We start from the raw sequence: 17,917 nt of genomic DNA on the forward strand, positions 1-17,917 counted from the left end.
TGTGTTGATGTTCCGCGACAGTGCGGTGGCTTATTCGCCCCAGACGTCCTTGAGGACGTTGACCCAGTTCTCACCCATGATCTTGCGCACCACACGCTCAGGGTGACCGCGCTTGAGCAGGGTCTCGGTGAGGTTGGGAAACTCGCCCACAGTGCGGATGCCCAGCGGGTTGATGATCTTGCCGAAGCTGGTCAGGCGGCGCGCGTAACCCTTGTCATGGGTCAGCATTTCGAAGAAATCCTGGCCATGGCCCTGGGTGAAGTCGGTGCCGATGCCGATGGCGTCTTCGCCGACGATGTTCATGGTGTATTCGATGGCTTCGGCGTAATCGTCGATGGTCGAATCGATGCCCTTGGCCAGGAATGGCGCGAACATGGTCACGCCGACAAAACCACCGTGGTCGGCAATGAACTTGAGTTCTTCATCGGACTTGTTGCGCGGGTGCTCTTTAAGGCCCGACGGCAGGCAGTGGGAGTAGCACACCGGCTTTTTCGATTCGAGGATGACTTCTTCGCTGGTCTTGGAGCCCACGTGGGACAGGTCGCACATGATCCCGACGCGGTTCATCTCGGCCACGATTTCGCGACCAAAGCCCGACAGGCCGCCATCGCGCTCGTAGCAACCGGTGCCCACCAGGTTCTGGGTGTTGTAGCACATCTGCACTACGCCGACGCCGAGCTGCTTGAAGATTTCCACATAGCCAAGCTGGTCTTCAAAGGCATGGGCGTTCTGGAAGCCGAAGATGATGCCGGTCTTGCCCTGCTCCTTGGCTTTGCGGATATCGGCGGTGGTTTTCACCGGTATCACCAGGTCGCTGTTCTCACGGATCAGGGTCTGGCTGGCCACGATGTTGTTAATGGTGGCCTGGAAGCCTTCCCACACCGACACCGTGCAGTTGGCAGCGGTGAGGCCACCTTTGCGCATGTCCTCGAACAGGTCGCGGTTCCACTTGGCAATAATCAACCCGTCGATAACGATGCTGTCGGCGTGCAATTCGGCTGGGCTCATCAGGCGTCCCCTTATTGGCGATTCATGCGCCGAATCGTCTGCCGGCGCTTTGGGGCCAGCATATGCCCAGGGGCCGACAGAGCCGGGTGCAAAAACGACAGGGGAATTGCCGAAAGCGTCAATCCACGACAAAGGCTGTTAAGAGGTGTCTGACTGGCGGCTGTTATTTGTCTTACGCTTGGGCCAGAATTCAGCCATTACCTGATATGAGACGGCGCAATGAAATCGATTTTCCTGGCTTTGGCACTCATCGCAACCGGCGTCCACGCCGCCGAAGACACCGACAGCACGCCGTGCGACGGCATCGAAAACGACAAGCAAACCCTGGAATGCGCCACTTACAATAAAACCACCGCCGATCAGTTGCTCAAGGATAACTATCAGGGCCTGTTGGAACGCATGGCTTCGACCTACGGCAGCGACAAGACCAAGCTGGCGGACATTACCGCTCGTCTGAAGGATGCCCAACAGAAGTGGGAAAAGTTACGCGACGCCGATTGCGCCGTGGACACCTTTCCGGCGGTGAACGGCACCAAGGCGTACGCGATTGCGCAGAATGACTGCCTGGCGCGGATGAGTGATGAGCGGTCGGAGTTTTTGGAGTCGATTGGGCAGGAATAAGCAGGCTTTATCGTTTAACACCCTTGAAAAGGACTTCACATGTACTACCCACGCGAAGCGCAACGGGACTTCCTGTTCACGCGCGCCACGCTGCTGTTTTTCTTCATGCTCGTACTCTGCCTGATGCTATTTCTGTCCAAGGACCGGGGCGCACCCTACGCCTTGATCAAAGCGGCGCCCGTAGAAACAATGGGGCAGATCACCCAGCTTGAAAGTGTTGGCCCCCGAGCCTCTAGCACCAACGTTTATTACACGTTCACCCATGACGGCCAACGCGAAGAAGGCATGGTGAACAACAGCAGCTACGTTGACGACCCAGGCTACGTAGTGGGCGGCCCGGTGCCAGTGGTGTATTCGAAGTGGTTTCCGACAGTGCATAACATCAAGGCAAACCTCAAATCGAGCTCGCCCAATTTCTACATCATGAGCGCAAGTGCTGGCCTGATGATTTTATGCTTGATGCTAATGTTCTGGACGGTGCACCGGATCTACCAGCACAAAGAAGAAGATCGGCATTACTGACACCCTCTCATCCCCATAGGCTTGAACATGACTATCTGCGGCATCGAAATCAAAGGCAGCGAAGCCATCATCGCCGTCGCCGCCCTGGACAACCAGGTGTTGACTCACATCGCTCTGGCCACGAAAAAAATCGCCCTTGAAGACGACGATGAAGCGGCCAACGTCAAAGCCTTCGCCGCTCAGGTGAAGGCGTTTGTGCAGTCAAATGCTATCGAACGTATCGCGATCAAGAAGCGCAGCAAGAAAGGCGAATTCGCCGGTGGCCCGACCACGTTCAAGATTGAAGGGGTATTTCAGTTGCTGGACGGTGTTGAGGTGACGCTGTTGTCGCCGCAGACCATCAATGCACAGAACAAGAAGCACACCTTTGACTTGCCGGTGACGCTGAACAAATATCAGCATGAGGCGTACAAGGCGGCGTGTTCGGCACTGGTCAAGAAGTAAGCCACACTAAAAATCCACATTTGATCTCTGTGTTCTTCAGGCAGCTGTACGGCGCCGGTGCTGCAGCCAATCCCCGAAGGATTTGTCTTCCAGCGCATAGCCCCCCCGGCTCGACTTCCATACCAGCTCTTTATCGCGCAAGGCCTCGATACAGGCCTGAATGGTCTGGGTGCCCGGCACTACGTCGCTGCCCATGTCTTCCAACGCCTTGCTGACGGCCGTGATGGTGCTGTCGGTAAACGGCGCGAACGGTTCGTTGTTCTGGGAGCGCTCCACCATCACTTCCAGCACCGCACGCTGGGGAATGGTGAGGGCGTTCCAGGCACTTTCGAATTCGGTCCAAACGCCGGCGCGCAGCAGTTCGGCGCGACTGTGCAGCAGTTGGCCGAGATTGCTCGCCTCCCCCAGTTCCAATGCCACTTCACCAATAATGGTGCGCAACATTTCCGGGCGACGGCCCACCAGCTCGAACGCTTCATCGATGTCGGCCGCATTGAACTGGTTGGTCTTGGCCAGAAGGCCGTTGAGGTACACGGTGTAGGCCTGTGTGAATGCTTTGCCCAGCAGTGGAAATGGCGTGATGCTGGACCCGAAGAACGGCTGGCTTTTACCTAATACCAGATGGGCAAGCTTGTCGCGATTTGACCCCGTGAACACCAGGCGCAACCCGCTGCCCTCGCCTTCACGACCTTGGTTGAGCTGGTCTCGGGCGGCCTTGAGGGCAAACATCGCGTTAACACCCGCTTCGGTGGTGAGCGCGTGCTGGGCTTCGTCGATCACCAGCACGACGGTTTTCTCGGCAGCGCTGTGAAGCAGCTCCAGCGCTTGCGTCAGTGTCGCGCCTGCAGGCAATTGCGGCTTGGTGAAATCCCAGGACAAGGTGCGTAGGAAGCTGAGCTTTTCAATGCCGATATTCTTGGCCAGTTTGCGGATGCCCTTTTCAAACGGCACCAGGGCACCGGCAATGGCGCTGGAGATCAGGTCGGCGGGGTCTTTTTCCTTGTCGGCCCACAGGTCGACATACACCGCCAGCCAACCACGCGCCTGGCATTCAGGTACAAGGTCCTCACGCAAAAAAGTACTTTTGCCCGTGCGACGCGGCGCCGCGAGAAACAGGCCAGAGGTGAAATCCTGAATACCAGCCCCCACCAGGCCATCGGCAATGCTGCTTGCCAGGTCGGGGCGGCGGAACACAAAGCCGCTGTTCTTGGACATGCTTTTATACTCAATTATGGAAAGGGCTATAAATTATAGTCACGAGTATAATTGACTATAATCAGCCGTCAAACCACCTCCCGTCGCCGATCCTCCCTCGGGCATTTCGCAAACCGTGCCCGATAACTCCGCGTGAAATACGACGGTGATTCAAACCCGCAGGCAATACTCACTTCCAGCACACTCAGATCGCTCTGGCGCAGCAACTGCCGGGCTTTTTCCAGGCGCAGGCCGAGGTAGAAGTTGCTCGGGGTGTCGTTCAAATGCAGGCGAAACAGGCGCTCCAGCTGACGCCGCGTTACGTTGATCGCGTCGGCCAGCGCCAATGTGCTCAGGGGCGGCTCGGTGTGTTGCTCCATCTCGCCGATCACTTGCACCAGTTTTTTGTTGTTGATGCCGTAGCGCGTGGCGATCTGCATGCGCTGGTGGTCTTTGCGTGGGCGGATACGGCCGAGCACGAATTGTTCGGAAACCTGGATCGCCAGCTCCGAGCCATGAGCCTGGGCGATCAGGTCGAGCATCAGGTCGATGGACGCGGTGCCGCCGGCGCAGGTGATACGGCGACGGTCGATTTCGAAGAGTTCCTGGGTCACTGTGAGCTGCGGGTAGGATTCCTTGAACGCGTCGATGGCTTCCCAGTGCAGCGTCAGGCGGTGACCGTCGAGCAAACCTGCTTCGGCGAGCACGCAGGCGCCGGTGTCGATGGCGCCGAGGGTCACGCCGTCATGGTCGAGGCGGCGCAGCCAGTGTTCCAGCGTGGGCGTGGCGAACTGCAAGGGTTCAAAGCCCGCCACCACCAACAACGTCGCGCCTTTTTTCAGCGGTTCCAACGCGGCGTCGGCGTTGACCGACATGCCATTGCTCGCCAGCACCGCGCCGCCGTCCGCGCTCAATATGTGCCAGCGGTACAACTCGCCGCGAAAGCGGTTGGCCACTCGCAGCGGCTCCAGCGCGGAGATAAACCCGATGGCCGAAAAACCCGGCATCAGCAGAAAGTAGAAATCCTGGGACATGGTGGCGCTCTCGTAGTACGGGCAGCGTGCTCACTGTGATACGCCAGTTCAACGGGCCATTCAAGAGCACAGGTCGCTGCAGTGCAAGAGCGGGTCGCCGCCGTGCGTTTTGTCGCCCCCAAAGCTACGTAACGTGATCCCACGGCGCACAAAGACGCCGGCCCCCACAATAACGACCTGCCGAGGGATCCACCATGAACCGACTGATCCGCCGCTGCGTGCTCGCACTCAGCGCCAGCGCCATCTTGAGCACCCACGTAATGGCCGCCGATGCGGCGTCCTGCCAGAACGTGCGCATGGGTGTGGTGAACTGGACCGACGTAATCGCCACCAGCGCCATGACCCAAGTGTTGCTCGACGGCCTCGGCTACAAGACCAAACAGACCAGCGCCTCTCAGCAAATCATCTTTGCCGGCATCCGCGACCAGCGCCTGGATATGTTCCTGGGCTACTGGAACCCGCTGATGACCCAGACCATCACCCCATTCGTCGACGCCAAGCAGGTCAAGGTCCTCGACAAACCGAGCCTGGAAGACGCGCGCGCCACCCTCGCCGTGCCGACCTACCTGGCGGACAAGGGCCTGAAAACCTTCGCCGACATCGCCAAATTCGAAAAAGAGCTGGGCGGCAAGATCTACGGCATCGAGCCCGGCTCAGGCGCCAACACGCAGATCAAGGCGATGATCGCCAAGAACCAGTTCGGCCTGGGCAAGTTCCAACTGGTGGAATCCAGTGAAGCCGGCATGCTCGCCGCCGTCGACCGGGCGGTACGCCGCAAGGAGGCCGTAGTGTTCTTTGGCTGGGCGCCGCACCCGATGAACGTCAACGTCGCCATGACTTACCTCACCGGCAGCGACGACGCCCTGGGCCCGAACGAAGGCATGGCGACCGTGTGGACCGTGACCGCACCCACCTACGCCGAGCAGTGCCCCAACGTGCACAAACTGCTGACCAACCTCACCTTCACCGCCGCCGACGAGAGCCGGATGATGCAGCCGTTGCTGGATCACAAGGACGCCCTCGAATCCGCCAAACAGTGGCTCAAGGATCACCCGCAAGACCAGGCTCGTTGGCTGGAAGGTGTGACCACCTTCGATGGCAAACCGGCTGCGGCCAACCTGCAATTGACCAGCAAGTAACCCCTATTCAATCACCGTTTCGCAGCCACAAGCGGCTGCGAACGGCACCACTACGCCTGTAAGGAACCGCCCCATGAACCATGACGTCATCATCACCTGCGCACTCACCGGTGCTGGCGACACGACCAGCAGAAGCCCGCACGTGCCGGTCACCCCTAAACAAATCGCCGCCGCTGCGGTGGAAGCCGCCAAGGCCGGCGCCACCGTGGTCCACTGCCACGTGCGCGACCCCGAGACCGGCAAGTTCAGCCGTGACGTGGCCCTGTACCGCGAAGTGATGGAACGCATCCGTGAGGCCGACATCGACATCATCGTCAACCTCACCGCCGGCATGGGCGGCGACCTGGAGATCGGCGGCGGCGAGCACCCGATGGAGTTCGGCCCCAACACCGACCTGGTCGGCCCGCTGACCCGCCTGGCCCATGTGGAAGAGCTGCTGCCGGAAATCTGCACCCTGGACTGCGGCACCCTGAACTTCGGCGATGGCGACACCATTTACGTGTCCACCCCGGCGCAACTAAGGGCTGGCGCCAAGCGCATCCAAGAGCTGGGCGTTAAGCCCGAACTGGAAATTTTCGACACCGGTCACCTGTGGTTTGCCAAACAGATGATCAAGGAAGGCCTGCTCGACAACCCCCTGTTCCAGCTGTGCCTGGGCATTCCCTGGGGCGCGCCGGCCGACACCACCACCATGAAAGCCATGGTCGACAACCTGCCCGCCGACGCGGTGTGGGCCGGTTTCGGCATCGGTCGCATGCAAATGCCAATGGCCGCGCAAGCGGTGCTGCTGGGCGGCAACGTGAGGGTAGGCCTGGAAGACAACCTGTGGCTGGACAAAGGCGTGCTCGCCACCAACGGGCAACTGGTGGAGCGCGCGAGTGAAATCCTCAGCCGGTTGGGTGCTCGGGTCATGACCCCGGCGGAGGGCCGAATCAAGATGGGCCTGACCAAACGCGGCTGACTCCCAAACACCACAAAACCCTGTGGGAGCCGGGCTTGCCCGCGATTGCGGTACGTCAGCCGTCAAATACATCAACTGACACACCGCTATCGCAGGCAAGCCAGCTCCCACAGGTGATCACCGAACTCTTTAGGAATTTCCCATGCGTTTTATCACTGACATCAAAACCTTCGCCGCCCTCGGCAGCGGCGTTATCGGCAGCGGCTGGGTGTCCCGCGCCCTGGCCCACGGCCTGGATGTAATCGCCTGGGACCCGGCGCCCGGTGCCGAAGCCGCCCTGCGCAAGCGCGTCGCCAACGCCTGGGGCGCCCTTGAGAAACAAGGCCTGGCACCGGGCGCGTCCCAGGACCGCCTGCGCTTTGTCGACACTATCGAAGCGTGCGTGAAAGACGCCGACTTCATCCAGGAAAGCGCCCCGGAACGCCTGGAGCTGAAGCTGGCGTTACACAGCAAGATCAGCGCGGCAGCCAAGCCGAATGCGTTGATTGGTTCGAGTACCTCCGGCCTGTTGCCAAGCGAGTTCTACGAGAGCTCGACTCACCCTGAGCGTTGCGTGGTCGGCCACCCGTTCAACCCGGTTTACCTGTTGCCGCTGGTGGAAGTCGTCGGCGGCAAGAACACTGCGCCTGAGGCCATTCAGGCGGCAATCAAGGTGTATGAATCCCTCGGCATGCGGCCCTTGCATGTGCGCAAGGAAGTGCCTGGGTTTATCGCCGACCGCCTGCTGGAAGCGCTGTGGCGTGAGGCGCTGCACCTGGTCAATGACGGCGTGGCCACCACGGGCGAAATCGATGACGCCATCCGCTTTGGCGCGGGGCTACGATGGTCGTTCATGGGCACCTTCCTGACCTACACCCTGGCGGGTGGCGATGCCGGCATGCGGCACTTCATGGCGCAGTTCGGCCCGGCGTTGCAACTGCCGTGGACTTACCTACCGGCGCCGGAACTGACCGACAAGCTGATTGACGATGTGGTCGATGGCACCAGCGATCAGCTGGGTAAACACAGCATTTCTGCGCTGGAGCGCTATCGTGATGATTGCCTGCTGGCGGTGCTGGACGCGGTGAAAACCACTAAGGCCAAGCACGGCATGAGCTTCGCCGAATAACCAATGTGGGAGCTGGCTTGCCTGCGATAGCGATGTAAGCCTCACCACCGCTATCGCAGGCAAGCCAGCTCCCACATTTTTGACCGCGTACATCTTCGGAATTTATGTGATGCCTGCTCTGATGACCTACACGACCAAAATCCAGCCTGACTGGGTGGATTACAACGGCCACCTGCGCGATGCGTTCTACTTGCTGATCTTCAGCTACGCCACCGACGCGCTGATGGACACCCTGGGGCTTACCAGTGAAAACCGCGAAGCCAGCGGTCACTCACTGTTCACCCTGGAGTTGCACCTGAACTACCTGCACGAAGTGAAGCTCGGCGCCGACGTCGAGGTACGCACGCAACTGATCGCCCACGACGCCAAGCGCCTGCACCTCTATCACAGCCTGCATTCAGCCGGGGATGAGAAAGAGCTGGCCGGCAACGAACAGATGTTGCTGCATGTCGACCTCGCCGGTCCGCGCTCGACGCCGTTCACCGAGGCCACGCTGGCGCGGCTCTCATCCCTCATCGCGGCACAGGGCGAGCTGCCCAGGCCTGCCCTGCTCGGCCGCGTCATCGGTTTGCCGGGCCGATAAAAAAGCCCCGACCAGCCGTGACTGGATCGGGGCGCAAGTGCCTTGTGTGAGCGGTACATCTCGAGGGTGACCAAACCGTCAAGCTGTGTGCCTGGGTTCAGTGTGCCGGTAAGTGCCTTCGCTGCATGACCCGAAAACGACACATTCATAGCCATACGAGGCATTCGCGCATTCTGCCCTTGCCGACTGTTTGAGCGACTACCAGAATCAAGGTCGAACCCCGCTTCACTCACCAGGATTAAACGTCATGATGCACGCGGATTTGATTGACCAGGATGACCTGCTGGGCCAACTGCGCTCGCTGGGTTTCGAAGTGTCCAGTGGTGCCACCGCCGAGCAGGCCTGCGAGTGTGCGGTGCGCGGCTTGAGCCCGGCGCGGGCCAAGGCACTCAAGGGCATGGTTGAGCAGATGTACACCGGCAGCGCGACGATCTTGCCGGCGGTGCGGCAGGCGATCGACAAGCAGTTGTTGCCGGCTTTGGTGCAGTTCAAGCAGAACTCGGGCACCTGATAGTTCGCTATCGCAGGCAAGCCAGCTCCCACATTTGACTGTGTTCACAAATCAAAATGTGGGAGCGGGCTTGCTCGCGAATGCAGGCGACTCGGTCTAGAGCCTTACGCTGGCGAAAGTCGACTCGTTCCTGGCCTGGCTCAACGCCGACATCGGCCCCGACAACGGTGACAACACCAATGCCTGCGGAATCGGCATCATCGCCACCTGTTGGGTGGTGTTGGAGCCAACGCGCTCATCCCGTGGCGGAATGCCGAAGTATTCGCGGTAGCACTTGGAGAAGTGCGGCGTGGATACAAACCCGCATACCGACGCCACTTCGATGATCGACATCGGCGTTTGCTTGAGCAACTGCCGTGCGCGAATCAGGCGCAGCTTGAGGTAGTAGCGCGACGGAGAGCAGTGCAGGTACTTCTGGAACAACCGCTCCAACTGGCGACGGGACACGGCGACGTATACCGCCAGTTCGTCCAGGTCGATCGGTTCTTCCAGGTTGGCTTCCATCAGCGCGACAATTTCCTGCAGCTTCGGCTGGTTGGTGCCCAGCATGTGCTTGAGTGGCACACGCTGGTGATCCTGTTCGTTGCGAATGCGTTCGTAGACAAACATTTCCGAGATCGCGGCCGACAGTTCACGGCCGTGGTCGCGGCTGATCAGGTGCAGCATCATGTCCAGCGGCGCGGTGCCGCCGGAGCTGGTGAAACGGTTGCGGTCGAGGGTGAACAGGCGTGTGCTCATGGCCACGCGGGGGAAGGCTTCCTGCATCGAGGCCAGGCATTCCCAGTGCACGCTGCAATCAAAGCCGTCGAGCAGACCGGCGCAGGCCAGGGCCCAACTGCCAGTGCACACCGCGCCCAGGCGCCGGGACTGGCGCGCCTGGCTTTGCAGCCACGACACATGCTCACGGGTAACCGTGCGCTGGATACCCACGCCGCCGCAGACGATCACCGTGTCCAGGGCCGGGGCTTTGTGCATGGAGGCGTCGGGCGTGATTTGCAGACCGTCGCTGGCCCACACCTGGTTTCCGTCGACACTCAGGGTCGTCCAGCGATACAGCTCGCGGCCGGAGAGCTGGTTGGCCATGCGCAGGGGTTCGACTGCGGACGCCAGGGAAATCAGCGTGAAATTGTCCAGCAGCAAAAAGCCGATGGATTGAGGCGCACGGTTCTGGGGTTGGGCCCCTGAGTTGAACGACGTCATCGCGGTATCTCCTCACACAAAGCGGGTGATGGCCTCAGGCGAGGCTCTTGTTATGGCGCTCTTCATCCCTGCCTGTAAAAAACGGAGCGAGAGGCTTTGAATGGATAGAGCAAATGCCATGCCTAAAATTGAATGGCCGTCCAATAACTCCTAAAAACGACCTCATGACGCGTCTAAATAAGCCCGCGCAGCACGTACGGATATAGCCGGAATTAGTCGTAGGAGCGAACCTGCTCAAGGGCTGTGAGCAGTTCGGTAGCACTTGTGGGAAGGCGCTTTGCGGGTGTGGGAAACGTCTGTCACCACAAGCACGGGTGACAGGTGGTCAGGCGCGGAATCGTTTGGAGGCTACTTATCTGTTTGCGACGCGCTAAAAGGTGGCGTTTTTGGTTCGGGTGTTCACTTGTAGTGAGCGGGCTTGCCCCGCGCTGGGTGGCGAAGCCGCCCTAAAATCAGGCGACTCGGTATTAACTGACACTATGTGGTGCCTTTATTGGGGCGGCTTCGCCACCCAGCGCGGGCGGTGCGACGATTCGACAAGCCCGCTCACTACAAAACCATCAACACTCCACAGCACTCACCGCCAACCCACCCCGCGACGTCTCTTTGTACTTGTCATGCATATCCGCTCCGGTATCGCGCATGGTGCGGATCACCCGGTCCAGCGAGATAAAGTGCTGCCCATCACCGCGCAGCGCCATCTGCGCGGCGTTGATCGCCTTCACCGCGGCAATCGCATTGCGCTCGATGCACGGCACTTGCACCAGCCCGCCCACTGGGTCGCAGGTGAGGCCGAGGTTATGTTCCAGGCCGATTTCGGCCGCGTTGCACAGTTGCTCCGGCGTGGCGCCGAGGATCTCCGCCAGCCCGGCGGCGGCCATCGCGCAGGCCGAGCCTACTTCGCCCTGGCAGCCCACTTCGGCACCGGAGATCGAGGCGTTCTTCTTGCACAGGATCCCCACCGCCGCCGCGCCGAGCAGGTAGTCGACCACGTTGGCTTCGGTAACTTCCTCGCTGAACTTCATAAAGTAGTGCAGCACCGCCGGGATGATCCCCGCCGCGCCGTTGGTGGGGGCGGTGACCATGCGCCCACCGGCGGCGTTTTCCTCGTTCACCGCCAGGGCGAACAGGTTCACCCACTCCATGGCGCTCAAGGTCGAGCCGATCACGTTCGGCTTACCCAACTCTTGCAGGCTGCGATGCAACTTGGCGGCGCGTCGCCGCACGTTCAGGCCGCCAGGCAGGATGCCTTCGTGCTTGAGGCCCTGCTCCACGCAATCCTGCATGGCGCGCCAGAGTTTCATCAGGCCGCTGCGGATTTCTTCTTCAGAGCGCCAAACTTTTTCGTTAGCCAGCATCAACTCGGCAACGCGCAGGTTGTGGGTCTTGCACAACTGCAGCAGCTCCACCGCGCTGGAAAAGTCGTAAGGCAACTCGGTACGGTCCATATCGGCCACGCCGCTTTGCGCCTGGGCTTCATCCACCACAAAACCGCCACCTACTGAATAGTAGGTATCGCGGTGCAGTTCGCCGTTATCGCCGTGCACCACCAGGGTCATGGCGTTGGGATGGAACGGCAGGTTTTCGTCGAGCAGGCGCATGTCCCGCGCCCACACAAACGGCACCGGCAAACGCCCGTCCAGCAACAGGGTGTCGGTCTCGCGCAGGGTGTGGATACGGCCGCCGATTTGCGACGGATCAATTGCGTCCGGCCATTCGCCCATCAGGCCCATGATGGTCGCAGTATCGCTGCCGTGACCGATGCCGGTGGCCGACAAGGATCCGTACAGCTGAACTTCGACGCGGCGAACCTGTTCCAACAGTTCACGTCCACGTAATGCCTGGACGAACAACGCCGCGGCGCGCATGGGGCCGACGGTGTGAGAACTCGAAGGCCCGATGCCGATCTTGAACAGGTCGAAAACGCTGATAGCCATTAACGTGGAACTCCGCAGGTGAGCAGGCCGGACACCAAGGAGCTGCTACGCTCAGATCGCCCAGATGGCGGCATCATCAAGCTTTTACTGGCCGTCACGGCGTCTCACACCGACGCACTCATGCTCACGAGCGTCGCTTGCGTACGATCACTGGTTTTGGCCGTTTTTAACGGTGCAGATGGGCAAAAACTGCAGTTTTGCCTCGTGAAAAATCTGTAAGCGACGTCACCGACACTGGATACGACCATCCCTGTACTGGATACGACGCCCCCTGTAGGCGTCAGATTTTCACTGGTACATGATCAGTCTCGACTCGTTTGCAAGGCACCGTGCCAGAGCTGTTGTCGCACGCACCAACCGCAACACTTATAAAGCGCGGCAGATGCCGCCAGAAAAAACACAGGAGTCTACCCAGATGAAAGGTTCACCCCAGTTGTTGTTGGCCGCCATGCTGAGTTTGCCAGTCGTGGCGCATGCTGCAGAACCGGCACAATGTCAGACCGTCAACTTCTCTGATGTCGGCTGGACCGACATCACCGTCACTACCGCGACTACCAGCGAAATTCTCAAGGGCCTGGGCTACAAGCCACGCACCACGATGATTTCGGTACCGGTGACCTACAAGTCACTGGCCGACGGCAAGAACATGGACATTTTCCTCGGCAACTGGATGCCGACCATGGAAAACGACATCAAGCAGTACCGTGATGCCGGCACCGTGGAAACCGTGCGCGCCAACCTGGAGAACGCCAAATACACCCTCGCGGTCCCGGAAGCGCTGTACAACAAAGGCCTGAAGGACTTCGCCGATATCGCCAAATTCAAGGATGAGCTGGGCGGCAAGATCTACGGTATCGAGCCGGGCAACGACGGTAACCGCACCATCCAGACACTGATCGACAAAGACGCCTTCGGCCTGAAAACCGCCGGTTTCAAAGTGGTCGAGTCCAGCGAAGCCGGCATGCTCTCCCAGGTTGAACGCGCGACCAAGCGCGACCAGGCCATCGTGTTCCTCGGCTGGGAGCCGCACCCGATGAACACCCGTTTCAAGATGAAGTACCTGACCGGGGGTGACGATTCGTTCGGCCCCAACTACGGCCAGGCCACCATCTACACCAACGTTCGCAAGGGCTACACGCAGGAATGCAGCAACGTTGGCCAGTTGCTGAAAAACCTGTCGTTCACCCTGAACATGGAAAGCACCCTGATGGGTAATGTCCTGGACGACAAGATGAAACCCGACGCCGCCGCGAAAGCCTGGCTGAAGAAAAACCCTCAAGTACTCGACACCTGGCTCGCCGGTGTCACCACCGTTGACGGCAAACCTGGGCTCGACGCCGTGAAAGCTTACCTCGCCAAATAGCAACCGCTGACCCCGGGGCGGTGCGCTGCCCCGGGATGTTTTCCCTCTTCGCATGTGGACATTCACTACCATGCTGACTGAACAGAAAATCCCACTAGGCCAGTACATCGCTGCCTTCGTTGAATGGTTGACCCAACACGGTGCCAACTACTTCGACGCGATCGCATCGACACTGGAAACGATGATCCACGGCGTGACGTTCGCGCTGACCTGGTTCAATCCGCTGGCATTGATCGGTCTGATTGCGCTGTTGGCTCACTTTATTCAACGTAAATGGGGACTGACTGTTTTTGTCATCGCCTCGTTCCTGCTGATCCTCAACCTGGGGTACTGGCAGGAAACCATGGAGACCCTGGCGCAAGTGCTGTTCGCCACCCTGGTCTGCGTGGTCATCGGCGTGCCGCTGGGCATTGTTGCCGCGCACAAACCGATGTTCTACACCATGATGCGGCCGGTGCTCGATCTGATGCAGACCGTACCGACCTTCGTCTACCTCATCCCTACCCTGACCCTCTTCGGGCTGGGTGTGGTGCCTGGGCTGATTTCCACGGTGGTATTCGCGATTGCCGCACCGATCCGCCTGACCTACCTGGGTATCCGAGACGTACCGCAAGAGTTGATGGACGCCGGCAAGGCCTTTGGCTGCTCGCGCCGTCAGTTGCTCTCGCGCATTGAACTGCCCCACGCCATGCCGAGCATTGCCGCCGGCATTACCCAATGCATCATGCTGTCGTTGTCGATGGTGGTAATCGCGGCCCTGGTCGGCGCCGACGGCCTCGGCAAACCGGTGGTCAACGCACTCAACACCGCGGACATTGCCCTGGGCTTTGAAGCCGGCCTGGCAATCGTATTGCTGGCGATCATGCTCGACCGCATCTGCAAACAACCCGACGCTAAAGTAGGGGGTGATGCATGAGCATTATCCGATTCGACAATGTCGACGTAATCTTCTCCAAAGACCCACGCGAAGCGCTCAAGCTGCTGGACCAGGGCATGAGCCGTAACGAGATCCTGAAAAAGACCGGGCAGATTGTCGGCGTTGAAAAAGCCAGCCTGGATGTCGAGAAAGGCGAGATCTGCGTGCTGATGGGTCTCTCCGGCTCCGGCAAATCCAGTTTGCTGCGCTGCATCAACGGCCTCAACACCGTGAGCCGTGGCCAATTGTTCGTGGAGCATGAAGGACGCCAGATCGACATCGCGTCCTGCACGCCCGCCGAGCTGAAAATGATGCGCACCAAACGCATCGCCATGGTGTTCCAGAAGTTCGCCCTGATGCCTTGGCTGACCGTGCGCGAGAACATCAGCTTCGGCCTGGAAATGCAGGGTCGTCCGGAGAAAGACCGGCGCAAGCTGGTGGATGAAAAACTCGAGCTGGTGGGCCTGACCCAGTGGCGCAACAAGAAGCCGGACGAACTCTCCGGCGGCATGCAGCAACGCGTTGGCCTGGCCCGCGCATTGGCAATGGACGCCGATATCCTGCTGATGGACGAACCCTTCTCCGCGCTCGACCCGCTGATCCGCCAAGGCTTGCAGGATGAATTGCTGGAGCTGCAGCGCAAGCTGAGCAAGACCATCGTGTTTGTGAGTCACGACCTTGATGAGGCGCTCAAACTGGGCAGCCGAATCGCGATCATGAAGGATGGCAAGATCATCCAGTACAGCGTGCCGGAAGAGATCGTGCTGAACCCGGCGGACGACTATGTGCGCACGTTTGTCGCGCATACCAACCCGCTGAATGTGTTGTGCGGTCGCAGCCTGATGCGCACGGTGGACAACTGCACCCACGTCAACGGCTCGATCAGCCTGGACCCGGGCGGTGACTCGTGGCTGGACCTGACTGAAGGCAACGTCATCAAGGGCGCACGCCAGAATGGCACGCCGTTGAACCTGCAGAACTGGGCGCCGGGGCAACCGGTGGAAGGTTTGGGTCGAGTGCCGACGCTGGTGGACTCGAACATCGGCATGCGTGATGCACTGCAGATTCGCTATCACACGGGGAATAAGTTGGTGTTGCGGGACAATGACAAGGTGGTGGGGATTCTGGGGGACAGTGAGTTGTATCACGCGCTCTTAGGCAAAAACCTGGGTTAAGCCACACCGCAAAGCAAATGTGGGAGCGGGCTTGCTCGCGAATGCGGTGTGTCAGTCAGCACATCTGCCACTGATACACCGCATTCGCGAGCAAGCCCGCTCCCACATTTTGATCTATGTACGACATAAGAAAGCGGTGCCAGTGAGGGCGCCGCTCGTTTCAACTATCAGCTATAGACCCGGCCAAGGAGTTGCCGATGGCTTTCAAACTGATCGAGCACATCCCGGGTGATCTGTTCCTGGGTGAAGCCCATCAGGTCGTATTCCTGAGGCCCGTTGTGCAGGTAAACCTCGGCGCGGTAGTAACGCGTACGCTCCTCCTCAGGCACATCGTTGGGCGCCGACGAATAAGCATCAAGGCTCACTTCGTAAACAAACGGGTTGCCCTCCTCCATCTCGATCCGCACCCCGATGCACCGCTTGGATTTACCCAGCAACGTCTGCACTTCCAGCCCCTGATCACGCAACGCAATCGCCGCTTCGTCCAGCGCCGGCGTGACGTGCTTGTCCATAAAGCGTTGCACGGTGCCCTGGCTCGGTTGCAGGTCCAGCGCGGTCAAACGCTCGCTGAAACCACGGCGGCCACGCTCGGCCAATTGCGCCTGCTCCTGTTCCATCGCCACGTCCTGGCGCATGGCTTTGTGCAAGCCGAACATAAACAGGATCAGCACCACCGAGAACGGCAGCCCCGCCAGCACCACCATGGTCTGCATGGCTTCGAAGTTGCCGGCAAACAGCAGGCCGATAGTCACCAGGGTGATCACCGCCGACCAGAAGATCCGCAACCAATGCGGCGCGTCTTCGTCCACATTGCCGCCTTTGCAGGAAAGGTTGGCCATCATCACCGCGCCAGAATCCGCCGGGGTCAGGAACAGCACAAAGCCCACAAAGATCGACACCCCGATGACGATTTTCGACGCAGGGTAATGCTCAAGCAGTTGGTAGATAGCCATCGACGGCTGCTCCAACGCCGTCTTGCCCAGTTCCACCGCACCGTGATTCAGCACCAGGTCCAACGCCGAGTTGCCGAAGATCGACAGCCACGCCAGGGTAAAGCCCAGCGGGATCAGCAACACGCCGGCGACCAGTTCACGCACCGTGCGACCACGGGAAATACGCGCGATGAACATGCCCACGAATGGCGCCCAGGAAATCCACCAGGCCCAATAGAACAGCGTCCACAGGCCCATCCAGCGTTCGGTCTTGTCGGCGTCGCCTTCGTACACGTAGAGGTCGAAGGTTTTCAGGATGATGCCGTTGAGGTAGTCACCGGTGTTCTGCACCAGGCCGTTGAGCAAGTGCAGGGTGGGGCCGAACAACAGCACGAAAATCAGCAACCCGCTGAACAGCACGATGTTGAGGTTGGACAGGCGGCGAATGCCGTTCTCCACGCCCGACACAGCAGCGATGGTCGCCACCGTGCTCATCACGATGATCACGATCAACAGGTTGGTGTTGCTGTGCTGCATGCCGAACAGGTTTTCCAACCCGGACGACACCTGCATCGCGCCGATCCCCAGGTTGGTCACCAGGCCGAGCAGGGTCACGAACATACCGAAACCGTCCACCGCGTGGCCGGCCGCGCCTTTCACCCAACGCTCGCCCACCAGCGGGTACAGCGCCGAGCGCAAGGCCAGCGGCTGGTTGTGACGGTAGGCAAAGTACGCCACGGCCAGGCCGACCAGGGCATAGATCGCCCAGCCATGCAGGCCCCAATGCAAGAAAGTCAATTGCAACGCCTGGCGAGCGGCGCCATTGCTGGCCGCTGCGCCTTCAGGCGGGTTGAAGTAGTGGTCGAGCGGCTCCGAAGCGCCGAAATACAGGAGCGAGATGCCAATACCCGACGAGAACAACATGCCGGCCCAGGCGCCGTAGCTGAAGTCCGGGGTGTCGTCCTTGCTGCCCAGTTTCAACTTGCCATAGGACGAAAACGCCAGGCCGACCACAAACACCAGGTAGGCGGCGATGACCACCATGTAATACCAGCCGAAGCTTTTCGACAGCCAGGCCTGGGCGATGCCGAGCATGCGCCCGGCCTCCTGCGGGGCGATGATCAGGATGGCAGTCAACAGCAGAATCAGCGCGGTGGAGGTGTAGAACACCCAACCGTTGACCCTGACCTTTTCCGGCGGGGTCTTTATAAGAGAGGCAGAACTCATGGCGCAGATGCTCCGGGCAGTGCGAGAGAGAAACACAAGGCA

The 17,917-nt window shown here is 60.0% G+C and carries 17 protein-coding genes; 11 read left to right on the top strand and 6 right to left on the bottom strand.

The features are described from left to right. Nucleotides 1-30 precede the first annotated feature (30 nt). Nucleotides 31-1,008 (bottom strand): dipeptidase, encoded by a 978-nt coding sequence (locus BFP95_RS09950; protein WP_010207105.1) that lies wholly within the window; start codon nucleotides 1,006-1,008, stop codon nucleotides 31-33. Nucleotides 1,009-1,227: 219 nt separating this feature from the next. On the opposite strand from BFP95_RS09950, the gene BFP95_RS09955 reads away from it, so the two are divergent. The 3 genes from BFP95_RS09955 to BFP95_RS09965 are packed head-to-tail and all read left to right on the top strand — an operon-like array spanning nucleotide 1,228 to nucleotide 2,595. Continuing rightward, nucleotides 1,228-1,629 (top strand): lysozyme inhibitor LprI family protein, encoded by a 402-nt coding sequence (locus BFP95_RS09955; RefSeq protein WP_065871863.1) that lies wholly within the window; start codon nucleotides 1,228-1,230, stop codon nucleotides 1,627-1,629. A gap of 39 nt (nucleotides 1,630-1,668) precedes the next feature. Further along, a complete protein-coding gene (locus BFP95_RS09960; protein ID WP_065871864.1) occupies nucleotides 1,669-2,151 on the top strand; it encodes a hypothetical protein in 483 nt (160 codons plus the stop codon). 27 nt (nucleotides 2,152-2,178) lie between these two features. After that, nucleotides 2,179-2,595 carry a DUF3010 family protein gene (locus BFP95_RS09965; RefSeq protein WP_065909952.1) on the top strand — a complete coding sequence of 139 codons (417 nt, stop codon included), beginning with the start codon at nucleotides 2,179-2,181 and terminating at the stop codon, nucleotides 2,593-2,595. Nucleotides 2,596-2,631: 36 nt separating this feature from the next. Here BFP95_RS09965 and BFP95_RS09970 read toward each other — a convergent pair whose 3' ends face one another. After that, the gene (locus BFP95_RS09970) at nucleotides 2,632-3,810 is read right to left on the bottom strand and encodes a hypothetical protein (protein WP_065871866.1); all 1,179 of its coding nucleotides are present in this window, start codon (nucleotides 3,808-3,810) and stop codon (nucleotides 2,632-2,634) included. 68 nt (nucleotides 3,811-3,878) lie between these two features. Beyond that, entirely contained in the window at nucleotides 3,879-4,823 is a 945-nt protein-coding gene (locus BFP95_RS09975; protein WP_065909958.1) for a GlxA family transcriptional regulator, read from the bottom strand. A gap of 194 nt (nucleotides 4,824-5,017) precedes the next feature. Here BFP95_RS09975 and BFP95_RS09980 point away from each other — a divergent pair, with 194 nt between their 5' ends. The 5 genes from BFP95_RS09980 (at nucleotide 5,018) to BFP95_RS10000 (ending at nucleotide 9,125) form a co-directional block, all read left to right on the top strand. Next, nucleotides 5,018-5,962 (top strand): choline ABC transporter substrate-binding protein, encoded by a 945-nt coding sequence (locus BFP95_RS09980; RefSeq protein ID WP_065871868.1) that lies wholly within the window; start codon nucleotides 5,018-5,020, stop codon nucleotides 5,960-5,962. A gap of 73 nt (nucleotides 5,963-6,035) precedes the next feature. Then, entirely contained in the window at nucleotides 6,036-6,923 is an 888-nt protein-coding gene (locus tag BFP95_RS09985; protein WP_065871869.1) for a 3-keto-5-aminohexanoate cleavage protein, read from the top strand. 142 nt (nucleotides 6,924-7,065) lie between these two features. Then, the gene (locus BFP95_RS09990; RefSeq protein WP_065909960.1) at nucleotides 7,066-8,031 is read left to right on the top strand and encodes an L-carnitine dehydrogenase; all 966 of its coding nucleotides are present in this window, start codon (nucleotides 7,066-7,068) and stop codon (nucleotides 8,029-8,031) included. 109 nt (nucleotides 8,032-8,140) lie between these two features. Then, nucleotides 8,141-8,614, top strand: a complete 474-nt coding sequence (locus BFP95_RS09995; protein ID WP_065871871.1) for a thioesterase family protein — start codon at nucleotides 8,141-8,143, stop codon at nucleotides 8,612-8,614. A gap of 247 nt (nucleotides 8,615-8,861) precedes the next feature. Beyond that, nucleotides 8,862-9,125, top strand: coding sequence for a hypothetical protein (locus tag BFP95_RS10000; protein ID WP_065871872.1), 264 nt, complete (start codon nucleotides 8,862-8,864; stop codon nucleotides 9,123-9,125). A 96-nt stretch (nucleotides 9,126-9,221) separates the two neighbouring features. Here BFP95_RS10000 and BFP95_RS10005 read toward each other — a convergent pair whose 3' ends face one another. Beyond that, complete coding sequence (locus BFP95_RS10005) at nucleotides 9,222-10,325, bottom strand: choline metabolism transcriptional regulator GbdR (protein WP_005792167.1); 1,104 nt, start codon at nucleotides 10,323-10,325, stop codon at nucleotides 9,222-9,224. Between the two features lie 560 nt (nucleotides 10,326-10,885). Further along, complete coding sequence (locus tag BFP95_RS10010; protein ID WP_065871873.1) at nucleotides 10,886-12,262, bottom strand: L-serine ammonia-lyase; 1,377 nt, start codon at nucleotides 12,260-12,262, stop codon at nucleotides 10,886-10,888. Nucleotides 12,263-12,677: 415 nt separating this feature from the next. Here BFP95_RS10010 and BFP95_RS10020 point away from each other — a divergent pair, with 415 nt between their 5' ends. From BFP95_RS10020 to choV, 3 genes are all read left to right on the top strand, one after another. Continuing rightward, entirely contained in the window at nucleotides 12,678-13,625 is a 948-nt protein-coding gene (locus BFP95_RS10020) for a choline ABC transporter substrate-binding protein (RefSeq protein ID WP_065871875.1), read from the top strand. Nucleotides 13,626-13,695: 70 nt separating this feature from the next. Beyond that, nucleotides 13,696-14,541, top strand: a complete 846-nt coding sequence (choW, locus tag BFP95_RS10025) for a choline ABC transporter permease subunit (RefSeq protein WP_010207125.1) — start codon at nucleotides 13,696-13,698, stop codon at nucleotides 14,539-14,541. Continuing rightward, complete coding sequence (gene choV / locus BFP95_RS10030; protein ID WP_065871876.1) at nucleotides 14,538-15,716, top strand: choline ABC transporter ATP-binding protein; 1,179 nt, start codon at nucleotides 14,538-14,540, stop codon at nucleotides 15,714-15,716. The genes choW and choV overlap by 4 nt, the downstream gene beginning before the upstream one ends. A 167-nt stretch (nucleotides 15,717-15,883) precedes the next feature. Here the strand turns inward: choV and BFP95_RS10035 are convergent, their stop codons facing one another. Beyond that, nucleotides 15,884-17,818 carry a BCCT family transporter gene (locus tag BFP95_RS10035; protein ID WP_225930712.1) on the bottom strand — a complete coding sequence of 645 codons (1,935 nt, stop codon included), beginning with the start codon at nucleotides 17,816-17,818 and terminating at the stop codon, nucleotides 15,884-15,886. Nucleotides 17,819-17,917 lie beyond the last annotated feature (99 nt).

This window comes from Pseudomonas sp. 58 R 12, from assembly GCF_900005865.1.
Lineage (GTDB): Bacteria > Pseudomonadota > Gammaproteobacteria > Pseudomonadales > Pseudomonadaceae > Aquipseudomonas > Aquipseudomonas tritici.

What these genes read in the sequence shown, in the direction of transcription:
- BFP95_RS09950 (WP_010207105.1), bottom strand. Translation starts at nt 1,008, where the DNA reads ATGAGCCCAGCCGAATTGCACGCCGACAGCATCGTTATCGACGGGTTG.
- BFP95_RS09955 (WP_065871863.1), top strand. Translation starts at nt 1,228, where the DNA reads ATGAAATCGATTTTCCTGGCTTTGGCACTCATCGCAACCGGCGTCCAC.
- BFP95_RS09960 (WP_065871864.1), top strand. Translation starts at nt 1,669, where the DNA reads ATGTACTACCCACGCGAAGCGCAACGGGACTTCCTGTTCACGCGCGCC.
- BFP95_RS09965 (WP_065909952.1), top strand. Translation starts at nt 2,179, where the DNA reads ATGACTATCTGCGGCATCGAAATCAAAGGCAGCGAAGCCATCATCGCC.
- BFP95_RS09970 (WP_065871866.1), bottom strand. Translation starts at nt 3,810, where the DNA reads ATGTCCAAGAACAGCGGCTTTGTGTTCCGCCGCCCCGACCTGGCAAGC.
- BFP95_RS09975 (WP_065909958.1), bottom strand. Translation starts at nt 4,823, where the DNA reads ATGTCCCAGGATTTCTACTTTCTGCTGATGCCGGGTTTTTCGGCCATC.
- BFP95_RS09980 (WP_065871868.1), top strand. Translation starts at nt 5,018, where the DNA reads ATGAACCGACTGATCCGCCGCTGCGTGCTCGCACTCAGCGCCAGCGCC.
- BFP95_RS09985 (WP_065871869.1), top strand. Translation starts at nt 6,036, where the DNA reads ATGAACCATGACGTCATCATCACCTGCGCACTCACCGGTGCTGGCGAC.
- BFP95_RS09990 (WP_065909960.1), top strand. Translation starts at nt 7,066, where the DNA reads ATGCGTTTTATCACTGACATCAAAACCTTCGCCGCCCTCGGCAGCGGC.
- BFP95_RS09995 (WP_065871871.1), top strand. Translation starts at nt 8,141, where the DNA reads ATGCCTGCTCTGATGACCTACACGACCAAAATCCAGCCTGACTGGGTG.
- BFP95_RS10000 (WP_065871872.1), top strand. Translation starts at nt 8,862, where the DNA reads ATGATGCACGCGGATTTGATTGACCAGGATGACCTGCTGGGCCAACTG.
- BFP95_RS10005 (WP_005792167.1), bottom strand. Translation starts at nt 10,325, where the DNA reads ATGACGTCGTTCAACTCAGGGGCCCAACCCCAGAACCGTGCGCCTCAA.
- BFP95_RS10010 (WP_065871873.1), bottom strand. Translation starts at nt 12,262, where the DNA reads ATGGCTATCAGCGTTTTCGACCTGTTCAAGATCGGCATCGGGCCTTCG.
- BFP95_RS10020 (WP_065871875.1), top strand. Translation starts at nt 12,678, where the DNA reads ATGAAAGGTTCACCCCAGTTGTTGTTGGCCGCCATGCTGAGTTTGCCA.
- choW (WP_010207125.1), top strand. Translation starts at nt 13,696, where the DNA reads ATGCTGACTGAACAGAAAATCCCACTAGGCCAGTACATCGCTGCCTTC.
- choV (WP_065871876.1), top strand. Translation starts at nt 14,538, where the DNA reads ATGAGCATTATCCGATTCGACAATGTCGACGTAATCTTCTCCAAAGAC.